10 protein-coding genes are annotated in these 16478 nt (G+C 68.3%); 4 read left to right on the top strand and 6 right to left on the bottom strand.

Translation table 11 applies throughout. The annotated features are described in order from the left end of the window. Positions 1-3: 3 nt before the first annotated feature. From MC380_RS07615 to MC380_RS07590, 6 genes are all read right to left on the bottom strand, one after another. Complete coding sequence (locus tag MC380_RS07615) at positions 4-2694, bottom strand: glycoside hydrolase family 2 protein (RefSeq protein ID WP_242163973.1); 2691 nt, start codon at positions 2692-2694, stop codon at positions 4-6. Positions 2695-2828: 134 nt separating this feature from the next. Further along, positions 2829-4352 (bottom strand): tryptophan halogenase family protein, encoded by a 1524-nt coding sequence (locus tag MC380_RS07610; RefSeq protein ID WP_343223553.1) that lies wholly within the window; start codon positions 4350-4352, stop codon positions 2829-2831. Between the two features lie 106 nt (positions 4353-4458). After that, positions 4459-7575: a TonB-dependent receptor gene (locus tag MC380_RS07605; protein ID WP_242163970.1), complete on the bottom strand. Its 3117-nt coding sequence runs from the start codon at positions 7573-7575 to the stop codon at positions 4459-4461. Positions 7576-8020: 445 nt separating this feature from the next. Beyond that, positions 8021-10342: a family 20 glycosylhydrolase gene (locus MC380_RS07600; protein WP_242163968.1), complete on the bottom strand. Its 2322-nt coding sequence runs from the start codon at positions 10340-10342 to the stop codon at positions 8021-8023. A 123-nt stretch (positions 10343-10465) separates the two neighbouring features. Then, positions 10466-11410, bottom strand: coding sequence for a 1-phosphofructokinase family hexose kinase (locus tag MC380_RS07595; protein ID WP_242102197.1), 945 nt, complete (start codon positions 11408-11410; stop codon positions 10466-10468). Further along, positions 11407-12582 carry a tagatose-6-phosphate ketose isomerase gene (locus MC380_RS07590; RefSeq protein ID WP_242102198.1) on the bottom strand — a complete coding sequence of 392 codons (1176 nt, stop codon included), beginning with the start codon at positions 12580-12582 and terminating at the stop codon, positions 11407-11409. The genes MC380_RS07595 and MC380_RS07590 overlap by 4 nt, the downstream gene beginning before the upstream one ends. A gap of 74 nt (positions 12583-12656) precedes the next feature. Here MC380_RS07590 and MC380_RS07585 point away from each other — a divergent pair, with 74 nt between their 5' ends. From MC380_RS07585 to MC380_RS07570, 4 genes are all read left to right on the top strand, one after another. Further along, a complete protein-coding gene (locus tag MC380_RS07585; protein ID WP_242102199.1) occupies positions 12657-13571 on the top strand; it encodes a fructose-bisphosphate aldolase in 915 nt (304 codons plus the stop codon). A gap of 32 nt (positions 13572-13603) precedes the next feature. After that, positions 13604-14383 carry a DeoR/GlpR family DNA-binding transcription regulator gene (locus MC380_RS07580; RefSeq protein ID WP_242102200.1) on the top strand — a complete coding sequence of 260 codons (780 nt, stop codon included), beginning with the start codon at positions 13604-13606 and terminating at the stop codon, positions 14381-14383. Between the two features lie 69 nt (positions 14384-14452). Further along, a complete protein-coding gene (locus MC380_RS07575) occupies positions 14453-15562 on the top strand; it encodes an alkaline phosphatase family protein (RefSeq protein ID WP_242102201.1) in 1110 nt (369 codons plus the stop codon). A 67-nt stretch (positions 15563-15629) separates the two neighbouring features. Beyond that, complete coding sequence (locus MC380_RS07570) at positions 15630-16406, top strand: FadR/GntR family transcriptional regulator (RefSeq protein WP_242102202.1); 777 nt, start codon at positions 15630-15632, stop codon at positions 16404-16406. The last annotated feature ends 72 nt before the right edge of the window (positions 16407-16478 follow it).

The following is a 16478-nucleotide window of genomic DNA, read 5'->3' as shown; positions in this document are numbered from 1 at the left end:
GGTTCATTGGTCGCGGGACAGCGTGTCGGCGAGCGAGCGCACGCGCAGCGCCTTGCGCAGGTCGGCAAGCGAAGCGCTCGCGTCGACGCGCAGCGACACGGTTTCGCCCGGCACCAGGCTCAGGGCGTTGTCCTGCAGGGCCGCGTCGAGCTCGCCGAAGTCGATCCACACCGCGCGCGCGAACGCCTTCGCCGACAGATCGAGGCGGTAATGGTCGTCCCCCGCCTGCGCGGGGGCAGGCTCGCGGCGCAATGCGGTTTGCAGCTGCGGATCCGGCCAGGCGATGTCCTTGGCGGCGGCGAAATAGACGACATCGCGCGAGGCCGGTTCGCCCGCAACGGTCAGGTCGAACACGGCTACGGTGCGCCTGGGATCGGCATCGCCGAGCAGCTCGGCATCGCCCTGCTGCAGCACCGCGGTGGCGGCGAGCGCCGGCAGGTCGACCGGCGTGCGGCGTTCGCGCAGCAGCCTCCCGTCGAGGTCGAAGATCCGCATGCGCAGTTCGCCGCGGGTGGCCTGGGTGCGGTCGGAGAGCAGCGATACCGTCGTCTTCCCGTCCTTGCGCAGCGCGGCCACCGCCACCGGTGCGAAGAAGCGCCGTGCATGGAACTGCAGCGCCTTGGGCCGCCCGTACCAGTCGATGCCCGACCACGACGCGCCTGGCCAGACATCGTTGAGCTGCCAGTACAGCGAACCCATCGTCACCGGCCGGCTGGCGCGGTGGTGCAGCGCGGCCAGCTCAATGCCTTCGGCCTGCATCACCTGGCTCAGGTAGACGAAGTCGTCGAAGTCGCGCGCTTCCTGCAATGACCGGTCGCCGTACTGCATGCGGATGTAATCGAGGATCCGTTCGTTGCCCTTGCCGGCCAGGAACTTCTGGTGCGCGACTACCACCGCGCTGTCCACCGCCAACGGCGCATCGCCCGCGTAGTCGCGGACCGTACGTAGCGACGGCCAGGCCTGCAGGCCGAACTCGGACATGAAGCGCGGGGTCACGTTGAGGTATTCCTCGACCGGCTGCTTCTCAACCCACACGCTCCAGTAGTGCATGTCGCCGGCTTCGGGCGTGTTGGCCTGCTCGGCCAGGTCGTTGCCGGGCGAACTGGCCCAGTACGCGATGCCGCCGGCTTCCTGCGCCACCATCTTGCGCAGGTCGCGACCGAACAGCTGCACATAGCCGTCCCACACGCGCCTGGCGAAGTCCGGGTCGGCTTCGATCAGCTGCTTGCCCTGGCCCCAATTCTTCCAGGCGATCTCTTCCTCGTTGTTGCCGCACCACAGCACGATGCTCGGATGGTCGCGCAGGCGCCGAACCTGGTCGCGCGCTTCGGCCACCACGCTGGCGCGGAACGCCGGCTCGTAGGCCGGCTGCATGCCGCCGCCGAACATGAAGTCCTGCCAGATCATCAGCCCGAGTTCGTCGGCGATGGCGTAGAACGCGTCGCGTTCGTAGTGGCCGCCGCCCCAGACGCGCAGCATGTTCATGTTGGCGTCGCGCGCGGCGGTCAGGATCCGGCGGATCTGCGCGTCGCTGGTGCGCGCCGGGAACATGTCGAACGGAATGGAGTTCGCGCCCTTGGCGAACACCGGCACGCCGTTGATCACGAAGCCGAAGCCTTGCCCGTTCGCATCCTGGTCGCGCCGCAGTTCGACGCTGCGCAAGCCGGTGCGTTCGCTGGCCTGGGCCAGGATCTCACCGTCGCCCACGATCTGCGCATCGAAGCGATAGAGCGGCTGCGCGCCATAGCCGGCCGGATACCAGCGCCGCGGATTGGCGATGCGCAGCGCCGCTTCCAGCGTGCGCTGCCCCGGCTTCGCATCGAAGGCCTGCTCGGCCGCCTGCGTACGTGTGCCATCGGGCGCGATCTGCCACAGGCGCAGGGCATAGCGGCCGGCGCGTGCGACATCGATCGCGATCCGTGCCTGCACGTGGGCGAGTTTCGCGGTCACGCTGTCCTGGCGCAGCTGCATGTCGTCGATCCGGACCGCGTCCCAGCTCTCCAGCCGGACCGGTTTCCAGATGCCGGCGGTGACGTAGCGCGGACCCCAGTCCCAGCCGTAGTGATAACCGGGCTTGCGCACGAAGTTGCCGGTCATCGCGTCTTTCGGCTCGTCGCCCCAGGGGGAAGGGTAGTTGCCGGCGATCTTGTGCGGCATCGCCAGTACCTGCGGCAGCACCCGCCGGATCGGCGAATGCAGCACCACCCGCAGTTCGTTGCCCTGCGCTTTCAACCGGCCCTGCACCGGTACGCGCCAGGTGCGGTGGAAATTGTCGGCTTCGAGCAGTTTCTCGCCGTTGAGGTACACGCCGGCGAACGTATCCAGGCCCTCGAACACCAGATCGCTACGCGCGTCGTCAAGCCTCTCGGACGTGACATCGAACGTGCGCCGGTATTCCCAGTCGGCCAGGCCGATCCACTGCAGGCCGCCTTCGGCCATGCCCGTGTACGGATCCGGGATCGCGCCTAGCGCCAGCAGGTCGGTATGCACTGTGCCGGGCACACTCGCCGTGCGCCACGCGCGCGCGCGTGGATCCTTGCCGTGCTGGTCGCTGGAATCGGCCTGGCGGAACTGCCAGCCGCCATCGAGCTCGAGGCCGACGGACGCCTGGGCGGCTGCCGGCAGCGCTACCGCGGCAAGCATCAGGCCGGCGAGCGTAAGCAGCGGCCGTCTGCGGCGGATAGAAGAAGCCATGCCGGTCATCGTGGACTGTCGTTGGAAGAGATCGCGATTGTGGTGGGCTTGCGGGAATGCGGGGATAGGGGCCTTGGTCACGGGCCGCGTGGCGAGCACGGCGCGCGGAGCAGACGGAATGTGGAGATGCCGTGCTACATCTTTGCTGCCTTGCAGTATCGGTCGATATAGGCCTGGTGCGTGGGCATCGCGTCGGCACTGGCCGCGAGCACCCGGCGCACGCGATCGACGAACTCGACCAGCTCGGCCTCGGGCATCCGGTCCACGATCGGGTGGTAGGCGCGCGGAACGATGCCCTGGCCGAGCATCACCTGGACCCAGCTCGGTAATGCGAAGAATTCCTCCGCATCGCGGAAGAAGCGCCCGCTGCTGCGGAACAGGTCGATACTCTCCTGCAGCGACTCCGGAATCGACATCGTGCGGCAGTCATTCCAGAACGGCGTGTCGTCGCGCTGCGTCGCCTTGTAGTGCAGGATCAGGAAATCGCGGGTCTTTTCCCATTCGAACGCCGACTGCCGGTTGAAGCGTTCGGCCAGGATCGGGTCGAAGTCGCGATCGGGGAACAGGCCCAGCAGCCGCTGGATGCCCGACTGGATCAGATGGATGCTGGTGGATTCGAGCGGCTCCATGAAGCCGCTGGCCAGGCCCAGCGCAACGACATTCCGGTTCCAGAATTTCCTGCGCACGCCGGTGGTGAAGCGCAACGGGCGCGGGTCGGCGAGCGCGCGGCCGTCCAGGTTCGCGAGCAGGGTTGCGGCCGCTTCGTCGTCGCCGATGTGCCTGCTCGCATACACGTAACCGTTGCCGGTGCGGTGCTGCAGCGGAATCCGCCACTGCCAGCCCGCCGTACGTGCGGTCGAGCGTGTGTACGGCGTCGGCGGACCCACGTTTTCGCAGGGCACCGCCATCGCCCGGTCGCAGGGCAGCCAGTAGGTCCAGTCTTCGTAGCCGGTTTCCAGCGCCTGCTCGATCAGCAGACCGCGGAAACCCGAGCAGTCGACGAACAGTTCCCCCTCGATGCGCTCGCCGTTCTCCATCACGATCGCCTCGATGAACCCGTCTTCGCTGCGCTGGCTGACTTCGACGACCTTGCCTTCGATGCGCCGCACGCCCTTGCGTTCGGAAAGGTCGCGTAGATAGCGCGCGTACAGGCCCGCATCGAAGTGATAGGCGTAGGCGATGTCGGCGAGCGGCGAACCCGCGGGCGCATCGCTGGCGCTCGGCATGAATTTGCCCAGCGGGGCCGCCACGGTCTGCAGTGAATAGGCGCCGATCTCCGGCGCGCGCCCTGCCAGGAACAGCTTCAGCCAGAACTGGTGGAACGGCAGCGGCCCGAGTGCGCGACCGATCTTGCCGAAGCCGTGGATGTAGCTGTCGCCGATGCGGCCCCAGTCGTTGAACTGGATCCCGAGCTTGAAGGTGCCCTGGGTCCGGACGACGAACTCGGTTTCGTCGATGCCCAGCACATCCCGGTTGAAGAGCTTCATGTGCGGGACGCTGGCTTCGCCCACGCCGACGATGCCGATTTCCTCGGACTCGACCAGGCGGATGGAAACGGCCGCGTCGAGATAGGTGGACAGCGCCGCCGCCGCCATCCAGCCGGCGCTGCCGCCGCCGACGATGACGACGCTCCTGATCCGGTTGTCGTGAGACGTCACTGCAAAACCCTCACTGGCGAGAGCCGCCCATCAAACGATCGGCAGCTGCCTGGGCAGCTGCCGTCGAAAGGCCCATCGCGCCGCCATCGCACGAAGGGGCCGCGGTTCAGAACTTGTAGGTCAGCCCCAGGTAGAGCTGTCGACCGGAGTAGGAGTTCGTGTACAGGCGATCCTTGGTGTCGTTGCCCAGGTGCTGCCTTTGTTCCGACTCGGTCAGGTTCAGCACCGAACCGGTCAGCGTCAGCTGGTCGGTGAAGTTGTAGGACGCATTCAGGTCGATCTGTTCGTAGGGTTCCTCGTACACGCTCAGGCCGGATACCAGGCCGTGCACCACTTCGCCGCGGCGGTTGTACGAGGCGCGCGCCAGGAATCGGTCGTTCTCGTAGAACACGGTGAAATTGGCCTGGTTCTCCGCACTGCCGACCAGCGGCGACTCGCCGATTTGCTCACCGTTGAGCACGACGGCGGCCAGGTTGGTGTCGTTGTAGGTGTAGTTGGCCTGGATGCCGATGCCGAAGTCGAACGTGTGCTGCGCATACAGCTCCACGCCCTGCGACACGCCGTCCTGGCCGTTGGCCCGGGTCGAGAAGCCGTTGACCGTGACCGTCTCGCCGTTGAGGGTCAACTCCGTATCCTGGACCACGGGCAGGATGAAGTTCTTGACGTTCTTGCGGAACAGGCCGACGCCCACGACCGAGCCGGGGTGGAAGTACCACTCCAGCCCGAGGTCGAACTGGGTCGCCTCGTACGGCTCCAGCTCCTTGTTGCCGCCGCTGCCATACCAGCCGGGCACGGGCGCGCCGAACTGGCCGCGGTCGTCGTAGTACTCCTGGGTGTAAAAATCGAGGCTGCCGAGCTGGCCCAGGTCGCCATAGCCGGTGCGGGCGATGACCTTGGAGGCCGCGCCGCGCAGCACCAGGTCCTCGGTCAGGTCGTAGGCGATGTTGAAGCTCGGGAGGATATCGGTGAAGGTCTTGTCCTCCACGTTGAGCACGAAGATCTCCTCGCGCGACAGGTCGTCGGGCAGGTACACGGCATCGCCGGGCGTGCAGTTGATCCCGTCGTAGACGCCGCTCGCCGGGCAGCGCACCGGGTTGCCGTTGGCGTCGTCCGGATGGGCGTCGATCCAGCGCGTGACCCGATCGGTGGTGTCGATGTGCTGCGAGGTGTGGGCGATGCGCACGCCGACATTGCCGCGCAGACGATCGGTCCTGAAATTGGCCTGGATGTAGCCGGACCAGAGGTCTTCGTCGACGTTGTAGACAAAGTTTTCCTCCTCGCGGCGGCGCGAACCGTCGAAGCGCTGGTTCAGATAGTCGACATAAGCCGGGAAATCGATGCCCGGGAAGAGGTTGGCGCCGAAGCCGCCGGGAAGGTTGCCGATCGGCTCGTCCAGGAAGAAGTCCGGCTGCGCGGCGCCCGCCTGCTGGTCGCAGATCTGGTACCGGTTCTCGTAGTCCTCCTCCATCCCCGGGCACAGCCAGTAGGTGTTGCCGGTCTTGCGGTGGGCGCTACCGCCACGGTATTTCACCCCGAACTGGAGCGTGTCGAGCCAGCCGGCGTTCTCGAAGTACTTGGTGAAATCGCCTTGCACGAAGGTCTGTTCGATGCGGGTCTCGACCCAGGACGAGTCGGTCGAGCCGACGTCGATCTCGGCGTTGCCCGCCATCAGCATGTCCTGCAGGTCGGGCGAGAACGTCATCGACGGCGTTCCGGTCAGGTCCCATTCGCTCAGGTGGTTGCCGTTCTGGTACTGGTTCGTCGCCGGATTGAACCAGCGCGGCTTGGCCGACATGCGGAAATTCATCGAAGGTCCACCCTCCGACCAGGTGCGGCCGCCCTTGAACGAGGCGTCGAAGCTGTCGCTGATGAACTCGATCGCGAAGTCGGCGGTCTGCGACAGCGCCTTCTCCTTGCTGTAGTAGCCCGACAGCTGCGGGGTCTCCATTGCGCAAGGCGTCCTGGGCTCGCCGGTCACCGGGTTCACCGGCAGCGAGCAGCCGCCGGTGGGGACCTCGAACCGCGCCCCGGTCACGATCGTGCCGCTGGGATCGAAGGTCAGGCCGTTCGGGGCCAGCAGCCGGCCTTGGTCGTTCGCCCAGTTGTCGCTGTATCCCCATTCCGGGATCTTGTTGAGGTTGAGCGTGTAGTCGCCGTTGAGCTCGAAGCGGAAGTAGTTGGCCGTTAACGTGATCTGGTCGGTCGGCCGGAACTGCAGGGTCAGCTGGGCGCCCTTGCGCTCGCGCTCCTCGTCGCGGACGCCGAAGTTGACCGACTGCGGCACCCAGTAGCCCGAGTAGTGGTTGCCGGCCTGGTCGTCCACGCCGCGGCCCCACCAGTAGGCGATGGCGTCGTCGTTGGCGAAGGGCTCGCCGTTGACGTCGGTGGCCGGCTGCGCGGCGGTGTCGTCGGCCCACCAGCGCCAGCTCTCGGTGCTGACCTCCATGCTGCGGTTGGTGCGCTTCTGCGAACTCGCGCCGACGAGGACGCCGAAGCGGTCGTCATCGCTATGCCAGGAATACATGCCCGATAGCTGCGGGTCGGTCGTCTCGCTGGTATCGGAATAGGTACCTTCGATCGAGCCGTAGCCGGTGTTGGCCGGCAGATCCAGCGGGCGGCGGGTGTGCAGGATCACGGTGCCGCCGATGCCGCCTTCGTCGATCCGCGCTTCCGGCGATTTGAACAGCTCCGCGCTGGACAGCATGTTGGCCGGCAGCAGCGTGTAGTTGAACGAGCGCGAGGGATCGGCATTGGTCTCCGAGGTCGCGACGTAGTTGCCGTTCAACTGGGTCAGGGTCAGGTCCGACGCCAGGCCGCGGACGCTGACGGTTTTGCCCTCGCCGCCGCTGCGATCGATGATCACGCCCGGCACGCGCTGCAGCGCATCGGCCACGTTCTTGTCGGGGAACTTGCTGACGTCCTCGGCGGTGATGACTTCGACGATCGCGTTGGCGTTGCGCTTCTGGTCCAGGCTCTTCTCGATCGAATAGCGATAGCCGGTGACCGTGACCGCATCGAGGTTGGTGGCGTCGCTGGACGCGCCCGGATCCGTGGACGTGTCCGCGTCCTGGGCGGGCGTCGCCTCCGCCGGCGCGGCTTCGGCAGGCGCCTGCTGCGGATCGGCGGAAGTGTCGGCCTGCTGGGCGAGGGCGGGCGCCTGGTACAGAAGCAGACTGAGCGAAGCGGCCAGGAGCGAGGGCGTCAGCGGGCGGGGACGGGTCATGGCGGGTCTCGGTCGGGTTGGGCGGGAGGGTGAAGCGGTTTGGATCGATCCAATTTCGGTATGCGGGGGAACCGACAGCGTCGGCGGAGCGGTTACGGGTTATGGGTGCAGGAGGCGACGTCGGCGCCGGACGAGGGCGCGCCTGCGATTTCGGGCTGATCGTGGCGAGAGATGCAGGTCCGGCGGCCAGTGACTGCGGGCCGTTGCTGGGGTGGCCGAGGCCGGTGCATCTCGCTGTGTGGAACCAAGACGTGATTCCCTTCCATATCGCCCCTCCTCGACGAAGCACGCGTACCAGCTGGATACGGGGCGCCCCTGCCACGCCGGATCGCATCCGCCCCGGCGATCGAATTAGATCGATCTAAACCGGAACCGGTCGCTGTTTAACACACCCGCTACACGAAGGCATGCTGCTGCGCAGCATGCCGGCCGGAGTGACGGGCGCTCACGGCTGGTGATGAAGCCAGGTGCCGGGAAGCGCAGTCGGCGGTGCGCCGTCGATGCCGACCTCCAACCGCAGCAGCTTGTCGCCGCCGCCCTGGAAGTAGCGCAGCTCGAAGGCGTGCAGTCCCTTCGCCAGCCCGAGGCTGCCCACGCTGCCGCCCGGCGACTGCGGGCCGTCGCGGTCGATCACCAGGACGTCGTCGACATACAGGCGTGCGCCGTCGTCGGAGCCGAGCGCGAAGCGGTACACGCCATCGGCCGGCACGTCGAGCCAGCCGCGCCAGCGCAGGCCGAAGCCTTCGGGACGCGCGTCGTCGGGAATCCCGATGCGGTCGGATACGTCGCTGCGGGTGGGCGTCGCCTCGAGCAGGTCGTCGGTCTTCTGCGGCGAGGTCTCGAAGTAGTCGCGCCGCAGCCCGGGCCGCAGCGCGGCGCGATCCATCGCGCGCGCCGGCTGCAGCCGGCCCTGGGTGTAGCGCGCGCGGGACACCGAGCCCAGCCGGCCGTCCGCCAGCTGCAGGCGCGCGGACAGCACCACCGGGCCATCGTCGAGCGCGATCGGGACCGGACCGGTGGCATGCGGCGAACCCGCCTGCGGGGTGCTGCCATTGGTGGTGTAGACGACCCTGGCCCCGGGCAGGGGCGATGCCAGGCGCGCTTCGGCACGCGGCTGCAGCGAGAGCACGTCGCCATCGATGCCCTGGACCTCGGGAATGCGGAAATTCACGTGCATGCTTTCGAGTGCGGCCAGCTGCGGGCCGAGACGTTCACCGAAGCCTTGCCAGTCGCGTGCCGCCTGCGGCGACCACAGCGCTTCGGCCATGGCCAGCGCACGCGGCCACAGCATGTATTCCGCGGCCTCGGGCGTGCGGATGTGCTCGGTCCACAGATTGGCCTGGCCGCCAATGACATGCCGCGCCTGTTGCGCGGTGAGTTGCGGCGGTACCGGATCGAACGCGTAGACCTGCTGCAGCGTCAGCAGGCCGGGGCACCAGGGCTCCTCGCTGCTGCGCGACTGGCAGTAGTCGAAATAGGCGTACGACACCGGCGTCATCACCACGTCGTGTCCGCGCTGCGCGGCCTTGATGCCTTCGTCCACGCTGCGCCAGGCCATGATCGTGGTGCTCTGCGCCGGATCCCCGGCCAGCATCTCGTCCCACGCCAGCATGCGTCGCCCGTGCTGCTGCAGGTAGGCTTCGATCCGGCGCATGAACCAGCCTTGCAGCGCGTGTTCGTCCTTCAGGCCCTCGCGCTTGATGATGGCCTGCGCCAACGGGCTCTGCTGCCAGCGCACGATCGGCGCCTCGTCGCCGCCGACGTGGATGTAGGTGGAAGGGAAGATCTCCAGCACCTCGTCGAGCACGTTCTCGATGAAGTCGAAGCTCTCCTCGCTGGGGCAGAGCACGTTCTCGTCCACGCCCCAGTCCACCCGCACTTCGAACGGACCGGGCGTGCACGCAAGCTGCGGGTACGCCGCCAGCGCGGCGACGGTGTGGCCGGGCATCTCGATCTCCGGCACCACCGTGATGTGCAGCTTGCGGGCGTACTCGACGATTTCGCGCGCCTGCGCCTGCGTGTAGTAGCCGCCATAGCGCTTGCCGTCGTAGCGGGTGGTCCCGTCGTGCTGGAAGATCGCGGTCTGCTTGCGCCAGGCGCCGACCTCGGTCAGCTTCGGATAGCGCTTGATCTGCAGCCGCCATCCCTGGTCCTCGGTCAGATGCCAGTGCAGGGTGTTGAATTTGTAACGCGCCATCAGATCGAGCTGGCGCTTGATGTATTCGACCGGAAACAGGTGCCGGCCCACGTCGAGGTGGACGCCGCGCCAGGCGAAGCGCGGCGCGTCCTCGATGGTGACGAAGCCGATGCCCTCGCCACCGGATTGCTCGAGCAGCTGGCGCAGCGTCTGCAGCCCGTAGAACAGGCCGGCCGCGGACGCCGCCTGCAGGCGGATGCCTTGCGCATCCACGCGCAGGGTGTACGCCTCTGGGCCGGTCGTCGCGATCTCTGGCGCAAGTCGCAGGGTGAGGTCGGCGCGCGCGCCATCGCCCACCATCTCCGATGGCGTCCGCCACGTCGCCTGCACGATGTCCGCGGCCAGGGCCGCGAGCGCTTCGAGTTCGCGCGCGTCGCCTTCCAGCGCGATCCGCACTGCGGCCGTGGGCTGGTAGCGTCCGGCTTGCGTTTCGATCTTGGCCGGAAGCGGCATCAGGCCGGGTGTCGCGGGCTGCGGCGTCTGCGCCGCCTGCGTTGCCGATGCCCAGGCCAGCAGCACGGAGCATGCCAGGGCGTGAAGCGGGGACAGGGGTCGTGCGGTCTTGATCATGAAGCGCCTCTGCTTGCGGTTCCGGGAGTCTTGCCCCTGGCTGGCCTCGCGGTGAAATCGAATCCAGCGTGTTGATGGAATCTGTCTGGCATTCGGATCGGACAGCAATCGAGCGCCGCGCGGCTACGAACGCTGCTCGCGGTCGCCCAGCGTCCGGAGTTCCACCCGGTCCAGCCATTGCGCCGCGACGCCGGGCGGCACATAGCCCGGTTCCTCGCGCGCGGCGTTGGCCGCGCCACAGGCGACCGCCAGACGCAGCGCCTGGCCGTCATCCATGCCGCGCTGGAGCGCGGTCGCGAATCCCGCGAGCAGGCAATCGCCCGATCCGATGGTATGGACCGGTGCGGCGACAGGCGCATGCGCATGCCAGGTGCCATGGTCGGTCGCCAACAGCGCGCCCGCGTCGCCAAGCGACAGCAACGGCGCGGCGATGCCGGCATTGCGCAGCACCGCGAGCGCATCGACGCCGTCCTCCAGGGTTGCGATATGCATTCCGGTCAGCCCTTCGAGTTCGTCGCGGTTGGGCTTGAGCGCGTAGGGTCTCGCGGCCATGCCGTGTCGTAGTGCTGCGCCGCTCGCATCCAGCAGGCAGCGCATGCCGCGCGCCTGCAGGCGCTCCACGAGTCCGGCATACAGGTCATCGTCGCAGCCAGGCGGCAGCGAACCGGAGAGCACCACCAGCGTTGCGTCCTGCGTGGCCCGCAACAGCGCTTCGCACAGCGCCTGCACCTGGGTGCGATCCAGGATCGGCCCGGGTTGGAGCAATTCGGTGGTGCGCCCGTCGCATTCGCGGATCGCCCAGCACTCGCGCAAGGGGCCGGCTTCGATGGCGTGGAAATCGACGTCGCGCTCGCGCAGCGCCTGCCCGAGCCGGGCGCGATGCGTGGCATCGGTCAGTCCCACCAGCCGCACCGGTTCACCCAGCGCGGCGATCGTCTGGGCCACGTGCAGGCCCTTGCCGCCGAACGCGCGCCGCGCGGCCGAGCTGCGCTGGACTCGGCCGGGCTGCAAGATGTCGACGTCGATCTGCACGTCGATCGCCGTATTGAAGCCGGCCACGACGATCACGCCGGCATGGGCTCGGGATGGATGCGGAACGGCTGCACCACGCGGGTGAGCACGCCCTGGGAGGGAGCGTCGGGCTGCTGGCCCAGGGCGAGGCAGCCGAACAGGGCGAGCAGCTGGCCGGCCACGACATCGATCAGGGTGGCGTCGTCGTCGTCCAGGCCGCAGCCGATGCGCACGTCGCTTTCGCCCGCGGTAACGTCCGGACCGGCGCCGATCAGGATCCGACGCATCCCCAGCCCCTTGGCGGTCAATTCCGCGAGCAGGTCCAGTTCGTATGCGCGCACCCGCGGATCGCGCGCGAGCATCGCCACCAGCACCGTATCCGCGCGCAGCGCCGACATCGGCCCATGGCGTAGGCCGAGGAAGGTCTCGGCCATCACCTGCACCCGGCCGCCGCTCATTTCCAGCATCTTCAGCGCGCTTTCGCGCGCGCCGCCGTAGCGGCCGCCGCTGGCCAGATACAGCACCGAATCGAAGCCTGCGTCGGCCAGGTCCGCCAGCGCCTGGGCCGGACCGGCGAACAGTTCCCGCGCCTCGCCGCCAGCCTGCAGGGCCAGCGCCTGCCAGCGCGCGCGGTTCGCGGGCCCCGCCAGCATCCGTCCCGCTAGAAACAGGCTGGTGAAGCTGCTGGTCATCACCAGGCTGCGGTCGTTGCTGCGCGGATCGAGCAGCGCCACCGCGGCGCGGGGCGCGGCGTGATATCGCGTCGCCAGCCCGCCCTGCGTATTGCAGGTCACGAACAGATGCCTGCACCGCGGCGCCAGCGCCAGCAGCGCATCCACCACACCGAGGCTTTCCGGGCTGTCGCCCGAGCGCGCAAACGACAGCAGCAAGGTGTCGCCCGGCGGCAGGGTCTGGCGCCAGTGGGTGAGCAGGGTGCCGGCCGGAATGGCGGTCACCGGCACGCCGAGGGCGGCCTGCAGGCCGGGCGCCAGGGCTTCGCCGATGTAGCCGGAACTGCCCGAGCCGGTCAGCACCACGGCCTGCGGCTTCGGCTCGAGCGCGCCGGCCAGCGCGGCGCTCAAGGCCCCGTTGCCCGCCGTCATCGCCCAGAGCAACGGCTGCTGCAGGATCTCGGCCACGGTATGGGCGAAGCCGCGCTGTTCCTGTTCAACCGGGGTAGCTTCGGCCAGCGCCTGCAGGGCGGGGGCGAGGGGAAATGCACTTTGCATGGGCAGGCGTGCCTTGACAGGCGTGCTCCGAAGCCGAAAATGAAAGAAATCGCAAGTTTTCGAAGGCTAACGAAATGACCGCGCCGGTACAACCCGCCACCTCTGCCCCCGTGCTGTCACGCCTGCGCCTGCCGCAGGGCAAGCGCGCACGGCTGCACCGGCTGCTCTACGGCAATGGGCCCGGCAACGGCACGCTGGTGGTCCTGCCCCTGGACCAGGGGCTCGAGCATGGCCCGACCGACTTCTTCCCGCATCCGCCGGCGGCCGATCCCCAGTACCAGTTCAATCTTGCGATCGAAGGCAGGTATTCGGCGATCGCGCTCGGCATCGGCCTGGCCGAGAAATACATGGACGATCACGCCGGGCGGCTCCCGCTAATCCTCAAGCTCAACGGCAAGACCAATATCCCCGACGATGGTGAAGCCACCTCGGCGCTGTTCGCCTCGGTCGAGGATGCGGTGCGGATCGGCGCCGATGCGGTGGGCTACACGATGTACGTGGGCTCGCCGCGCCAGGACCAGGAGATCCGCCAGTACGCCCAGGTCCGCCAGGACTGCGAACGCTACGGCATGCCGCTGGTGCTGTGGTCGTACCCACGTGGTGCGGCGATCGACGCCAGGGGCGGCAGGAACACGCTGTACGCGCAGGACTACGCCGCGCGCGCAGCGCTGGAGTTCGGCGCCGACATCGTCAAGCTGCACGAGCCGCAGCCCGACACGGCGGCATCGCCCGAACCCTATCGCTCGCTGCAGGAAGATCCCGCCCAGCGCAGCGCGCGCGTGGTGCGCTCGGCCGGCCGCACCATGGTCCTGTTTTCCGGCGGCGAAAAGAACGACGACGACGATGCGGTACTGCGCAAGGTGCGCCTGTACATGCAGTCGGGTGCGACGGGGGTGATGTTCGGCCGCAACATGTGGCTGCGCGGCTTCGACGACGCGGTCAGGCTCTCGCGCGACGTGCACGCGATCATGGCGGAGTACCCACGTTGAATCCGGCCCCTTCCGCGCCCTCCGCAGCGCCCATGCAGCGCCGCTTCGGCCAGGCGCGACGCCGCGGCATCGCCGACTACGTGCGCGCGCAGGGCAGCGCCAGCGTGGACGAACTGGCCGGGCATTTCGGCGTATCCGCGGTGACCGTCCGCACCGACCTGGACGCGCTGGCGCGCACCGGCGCGATCGAGCGCACCCATGGCGGCGCGCTGGCTCCGCGCGAGGGCGACGCCGCCGCGATTCCGTTCGCGTTGCGCGCGGGCCAGCGGCACGAAGAGAAGGTCCGTATCGCGCGCGCCGCAGCGGCGATGATTCGCGACGGCGATACCGTACTGCTCGATTCGGGCACCACCACGGCCGAACTGGCGCGCGAGATCCGGCAACTGCCGCTGTCCTCGCTCACCGTGATCAGCAATGCGATCAACGTCGCAGCCGAGCTGGCCGACAGCGCGCACGTGCGCGTGATCATGCTCGGCGGCGTGCTCCAGTCGCTGTCGCAGTCGCTGGTGGGCCCGCAGGCGGAGGCGGCGCTGTCGCGGGTGCGCGCGGACCTGTGTTTCATCGGTGCGGACGGGATCGACCTGGAATTCGGGATCAGCACCTGCGATCCGCTGGAAGCGCAGTTGAACCGGCGCATGCTCGACGTGGCGGCGCGCACGGTGGCATTGGCCGACGCCAGCAAGCTCGAGCGCCGCAGCCTGGCGCGGATCGCGCCGGTCGCGGAGCTGGACTGCATCCTGACCGATATCTCGGCGCCGCCCGATACGTTGGCGCGCTATCGCGCCGCCGGCGTCGATGTGCGCCTCGTCTGAAGCGTACCGGCCCAAGGCGCCCGCGCCACACGGCCCCGCCACGACCACACCCGCCAGAGGAATGATGCGATGAAGCCGATCACACGGGCACGGCTCCTACTCTGGGTGGCGTTGGCCGCCGGCGCGGCGCAAGCAGCGCCGCCGCATGCACCGAACGTGGTGCTGGTCACGCTCGACGGGGTCCGGATCGAAGAGATCTTCGGCGGGCTCGATGCGGCAGTGCTGCAGAGCCAGTTGCAGGCGGCGACGGGGCCAGACGCGGAGCTGCCTTACCAGCGTTACCGTGCGGATACCGCGCAGGCGCGCCGCGAACGGCTGATGCCGTTCTTCTGGGGCACGCTGATGCGCGAGCACGGCTGGGTCGCCGGCAACCCTGCGCTCGGTAGCCGGGTGCAGTTGGGCAACGGGCTGCGTTTTTCCTATCCCGGCTATGCCGAGATGCTCACCGGACGCGCGCGCGACGCCACGGTGACCAGCAACGACGCCTACCAGAGTCCGCACGTGACCGTGCTCGAATTCGTGCGCGAACAGTTGCGCCTGCCACGTGCGAAGGTCGCTGCGTTCGGTTCCTGGGATCGCTTCGAGCAGATCCCGGAGCACACGCCGGGCAGCATCACGGTGAATGCGGGATTCATGCCGTTCCACGACACCGATCCGGGCATCGCCCGGCTCAATGCGATCCAGGCCGACGCCCGAACCTGGCGGGAGGAACGTTTTGACGCCTTCACTGCCGCCTTTGCGCTGCGCTACCTGGAGCGCGAGCGGCCGCGCCTGCTCTACGTCGCCCTGGGCGATACCGACGAATGGGCGCACGCGCGGCGTTACGACGACATGCTCGATGGGATCGCGCTCGCCGACCGCTTCCTGCGGTCGCTGTGGAGCTGGCTGCAGGCACAGCCGGAGTATCGCGACAACACCCTGCTCATCGTCACCACCGATCATGGCCGCGGGCGCACGCCGGCGGACTGGACCGAGCACAGCAGCGATGTCGAAGGTGCGCAGGACATCTGGCTAGCGCTTGCCGGCCAGGGCCAGTCCGCTCGCGGCGAACTGCGCGATGCGCCGACGCTGCGCCAGGGACAGGTCGCCGCGACCATTGCCGCGGCGTTCGGCCTGGACTTCTCACGGCTCGAACCCGAAGCCGAAGCGCCGATCCGGGTCACCGCCGCGCGACCCTGAGTACGCGATCGGCTGTCCTATACTGGCCCGGTTCCCAGCGAGCCGGCCGTTCCGGCAACGCGCACGCATGCCGGTCAAGAGCATCCACAACCGCAGGCTGTACCAGCAGATCGCCGACCAGCTGCGCGGCATGATCAATCGTGGCGAATACCCGCCGGGCAGCTACCTGCCGCCGGAGCGCGAGCTCTCGCAGCAGTTCGGCGTCAGCCGCACCTCGCTGCGCGAAGCCCTCATCGCACTCGAAGTGATCGGTCTGGTCCGGGTGCGGGTGGGCGACGGCGTGAGCGTGGTCGGCCCCGAGCCGGTCGGCGACGATGCCGTCGCGGCTGGATCGGAGCGTGTGCTCGACCGCGCCAGGCACCGCAATCCGTGGGTGCTGGACCCCGAGCTCGGCATCGTGGCCGATTTCGACGCGGAGATCCCGCCGTATTCGCTGCTGCGCGCGCGGCGCCTGATCGAACCGGAAACCGCGGCGCTCGCGGCCAAGCACGCCACCGATGCGGAAATCGAAGGCATCGAGGAGGCCTTGCAGCGCAACATTGCCGACAACCGCAATGGATCGAGCACACACCCCGGCGACCGGCTGTTGCACATCCGCATCGCCGATGCGAGCGGCAATCCGGCCTATGCGCTGCTGATCCGGCACCTGCTCGGGCACAAGTACGGCGCGATGTTCCAGCGCGTGCAGGAGCTCTATACCATTGCCGACATGCCGCATCGCTCCGAGAGCGAGCACGCCGCCATCGTCGCCGCGATCCGCGCACGCGATCCCGACGACGCGCGCGCGACCATGGCCCAGCACATGGATTCGGTGATCCGGATCTTCTCCGGCGGAGAGCGCTGAGTCCGGTTGTAGGAGCGCCTCTCAGGCGCGACCTGCATCCGGCACGTCCAGGTCGCGCCTGAGAGGCGCTCC

It is taken from the genome of Lysobacter sp. M15 (assembly GCF_022662515.1).
GTDB lineage: Bacteria > Pseudomonadota > Gammaproteobacteria > Xanthomonadales > Xanthomonadaceae > JAKPBU01.
This window is presented reverse-complemented; position numbering and strand designations above follow the sequence as displayed.

What these genes read in the sequence shown, in the direction of transcription:
- MC380_RS07580 (WP_242102200.1), top strand. Translation starts at nt 13,604, where the DNA reads ATGCAGCGCCGCTTCGGCCAGGCGCGACGCCGCGGCATCGCCGACTAC.
- MC380_RS07605 (WP_242163970.1), bottom strand. Translation starts at nt 7,575, where the DNA reads ATGACCCGTCCCCGCCCGCTGACGCCCTCGCTCCTGGCCGCTTCGCTC.
- MC380_RS07600 (WP_242163968.1), bottom strand. Translation starts at nt 10,342, where the DNA reads ATGATCAAGACCGCACGACCCCTGTCCCCGCTTCACGCCCTGGCATGC.
- MC380_RS07585 (WP_242102199.1), top strand. Translation starts at nt 12,657, where the DNA reads ATGACCGCGCCGGTACAACCCGCCACCTCTGCCCCCGTGCTGTCACGC.
- MC380_RS07575 (WP_242102201.1), top strand. Translation starts at nt 14,453, where the DNA reads ATGAAGCCGATCACACGGGCACGGCTCCTACTCTGGGTGGCGTTGGCC.
- MC380_RS07570 (WP_242102202.1), top strand. Translation starts at nt 15,630, where the DNA reads ATGCCGGTCAAGAGCATCCACAACCGCAGGCTGTACCAGCAGATCGCC.
- MC380_RS07590 (WP_242102198.1), bottom strand. Translation starts at nt 12,582, where the DNA reads ATGCAAAGTGCATTTCCCCTCGCCCCCGCCCTGCAGGCGCTGGCCGAA.
- MC380_RS07615 (WP_242163973.1), bottom strand. Translation starts at nt 2,694, where the DNA reads ATGGCTTCTTCTATCCGCCGCAGACGGCCGCTGCTTACGCTCGCCGGC.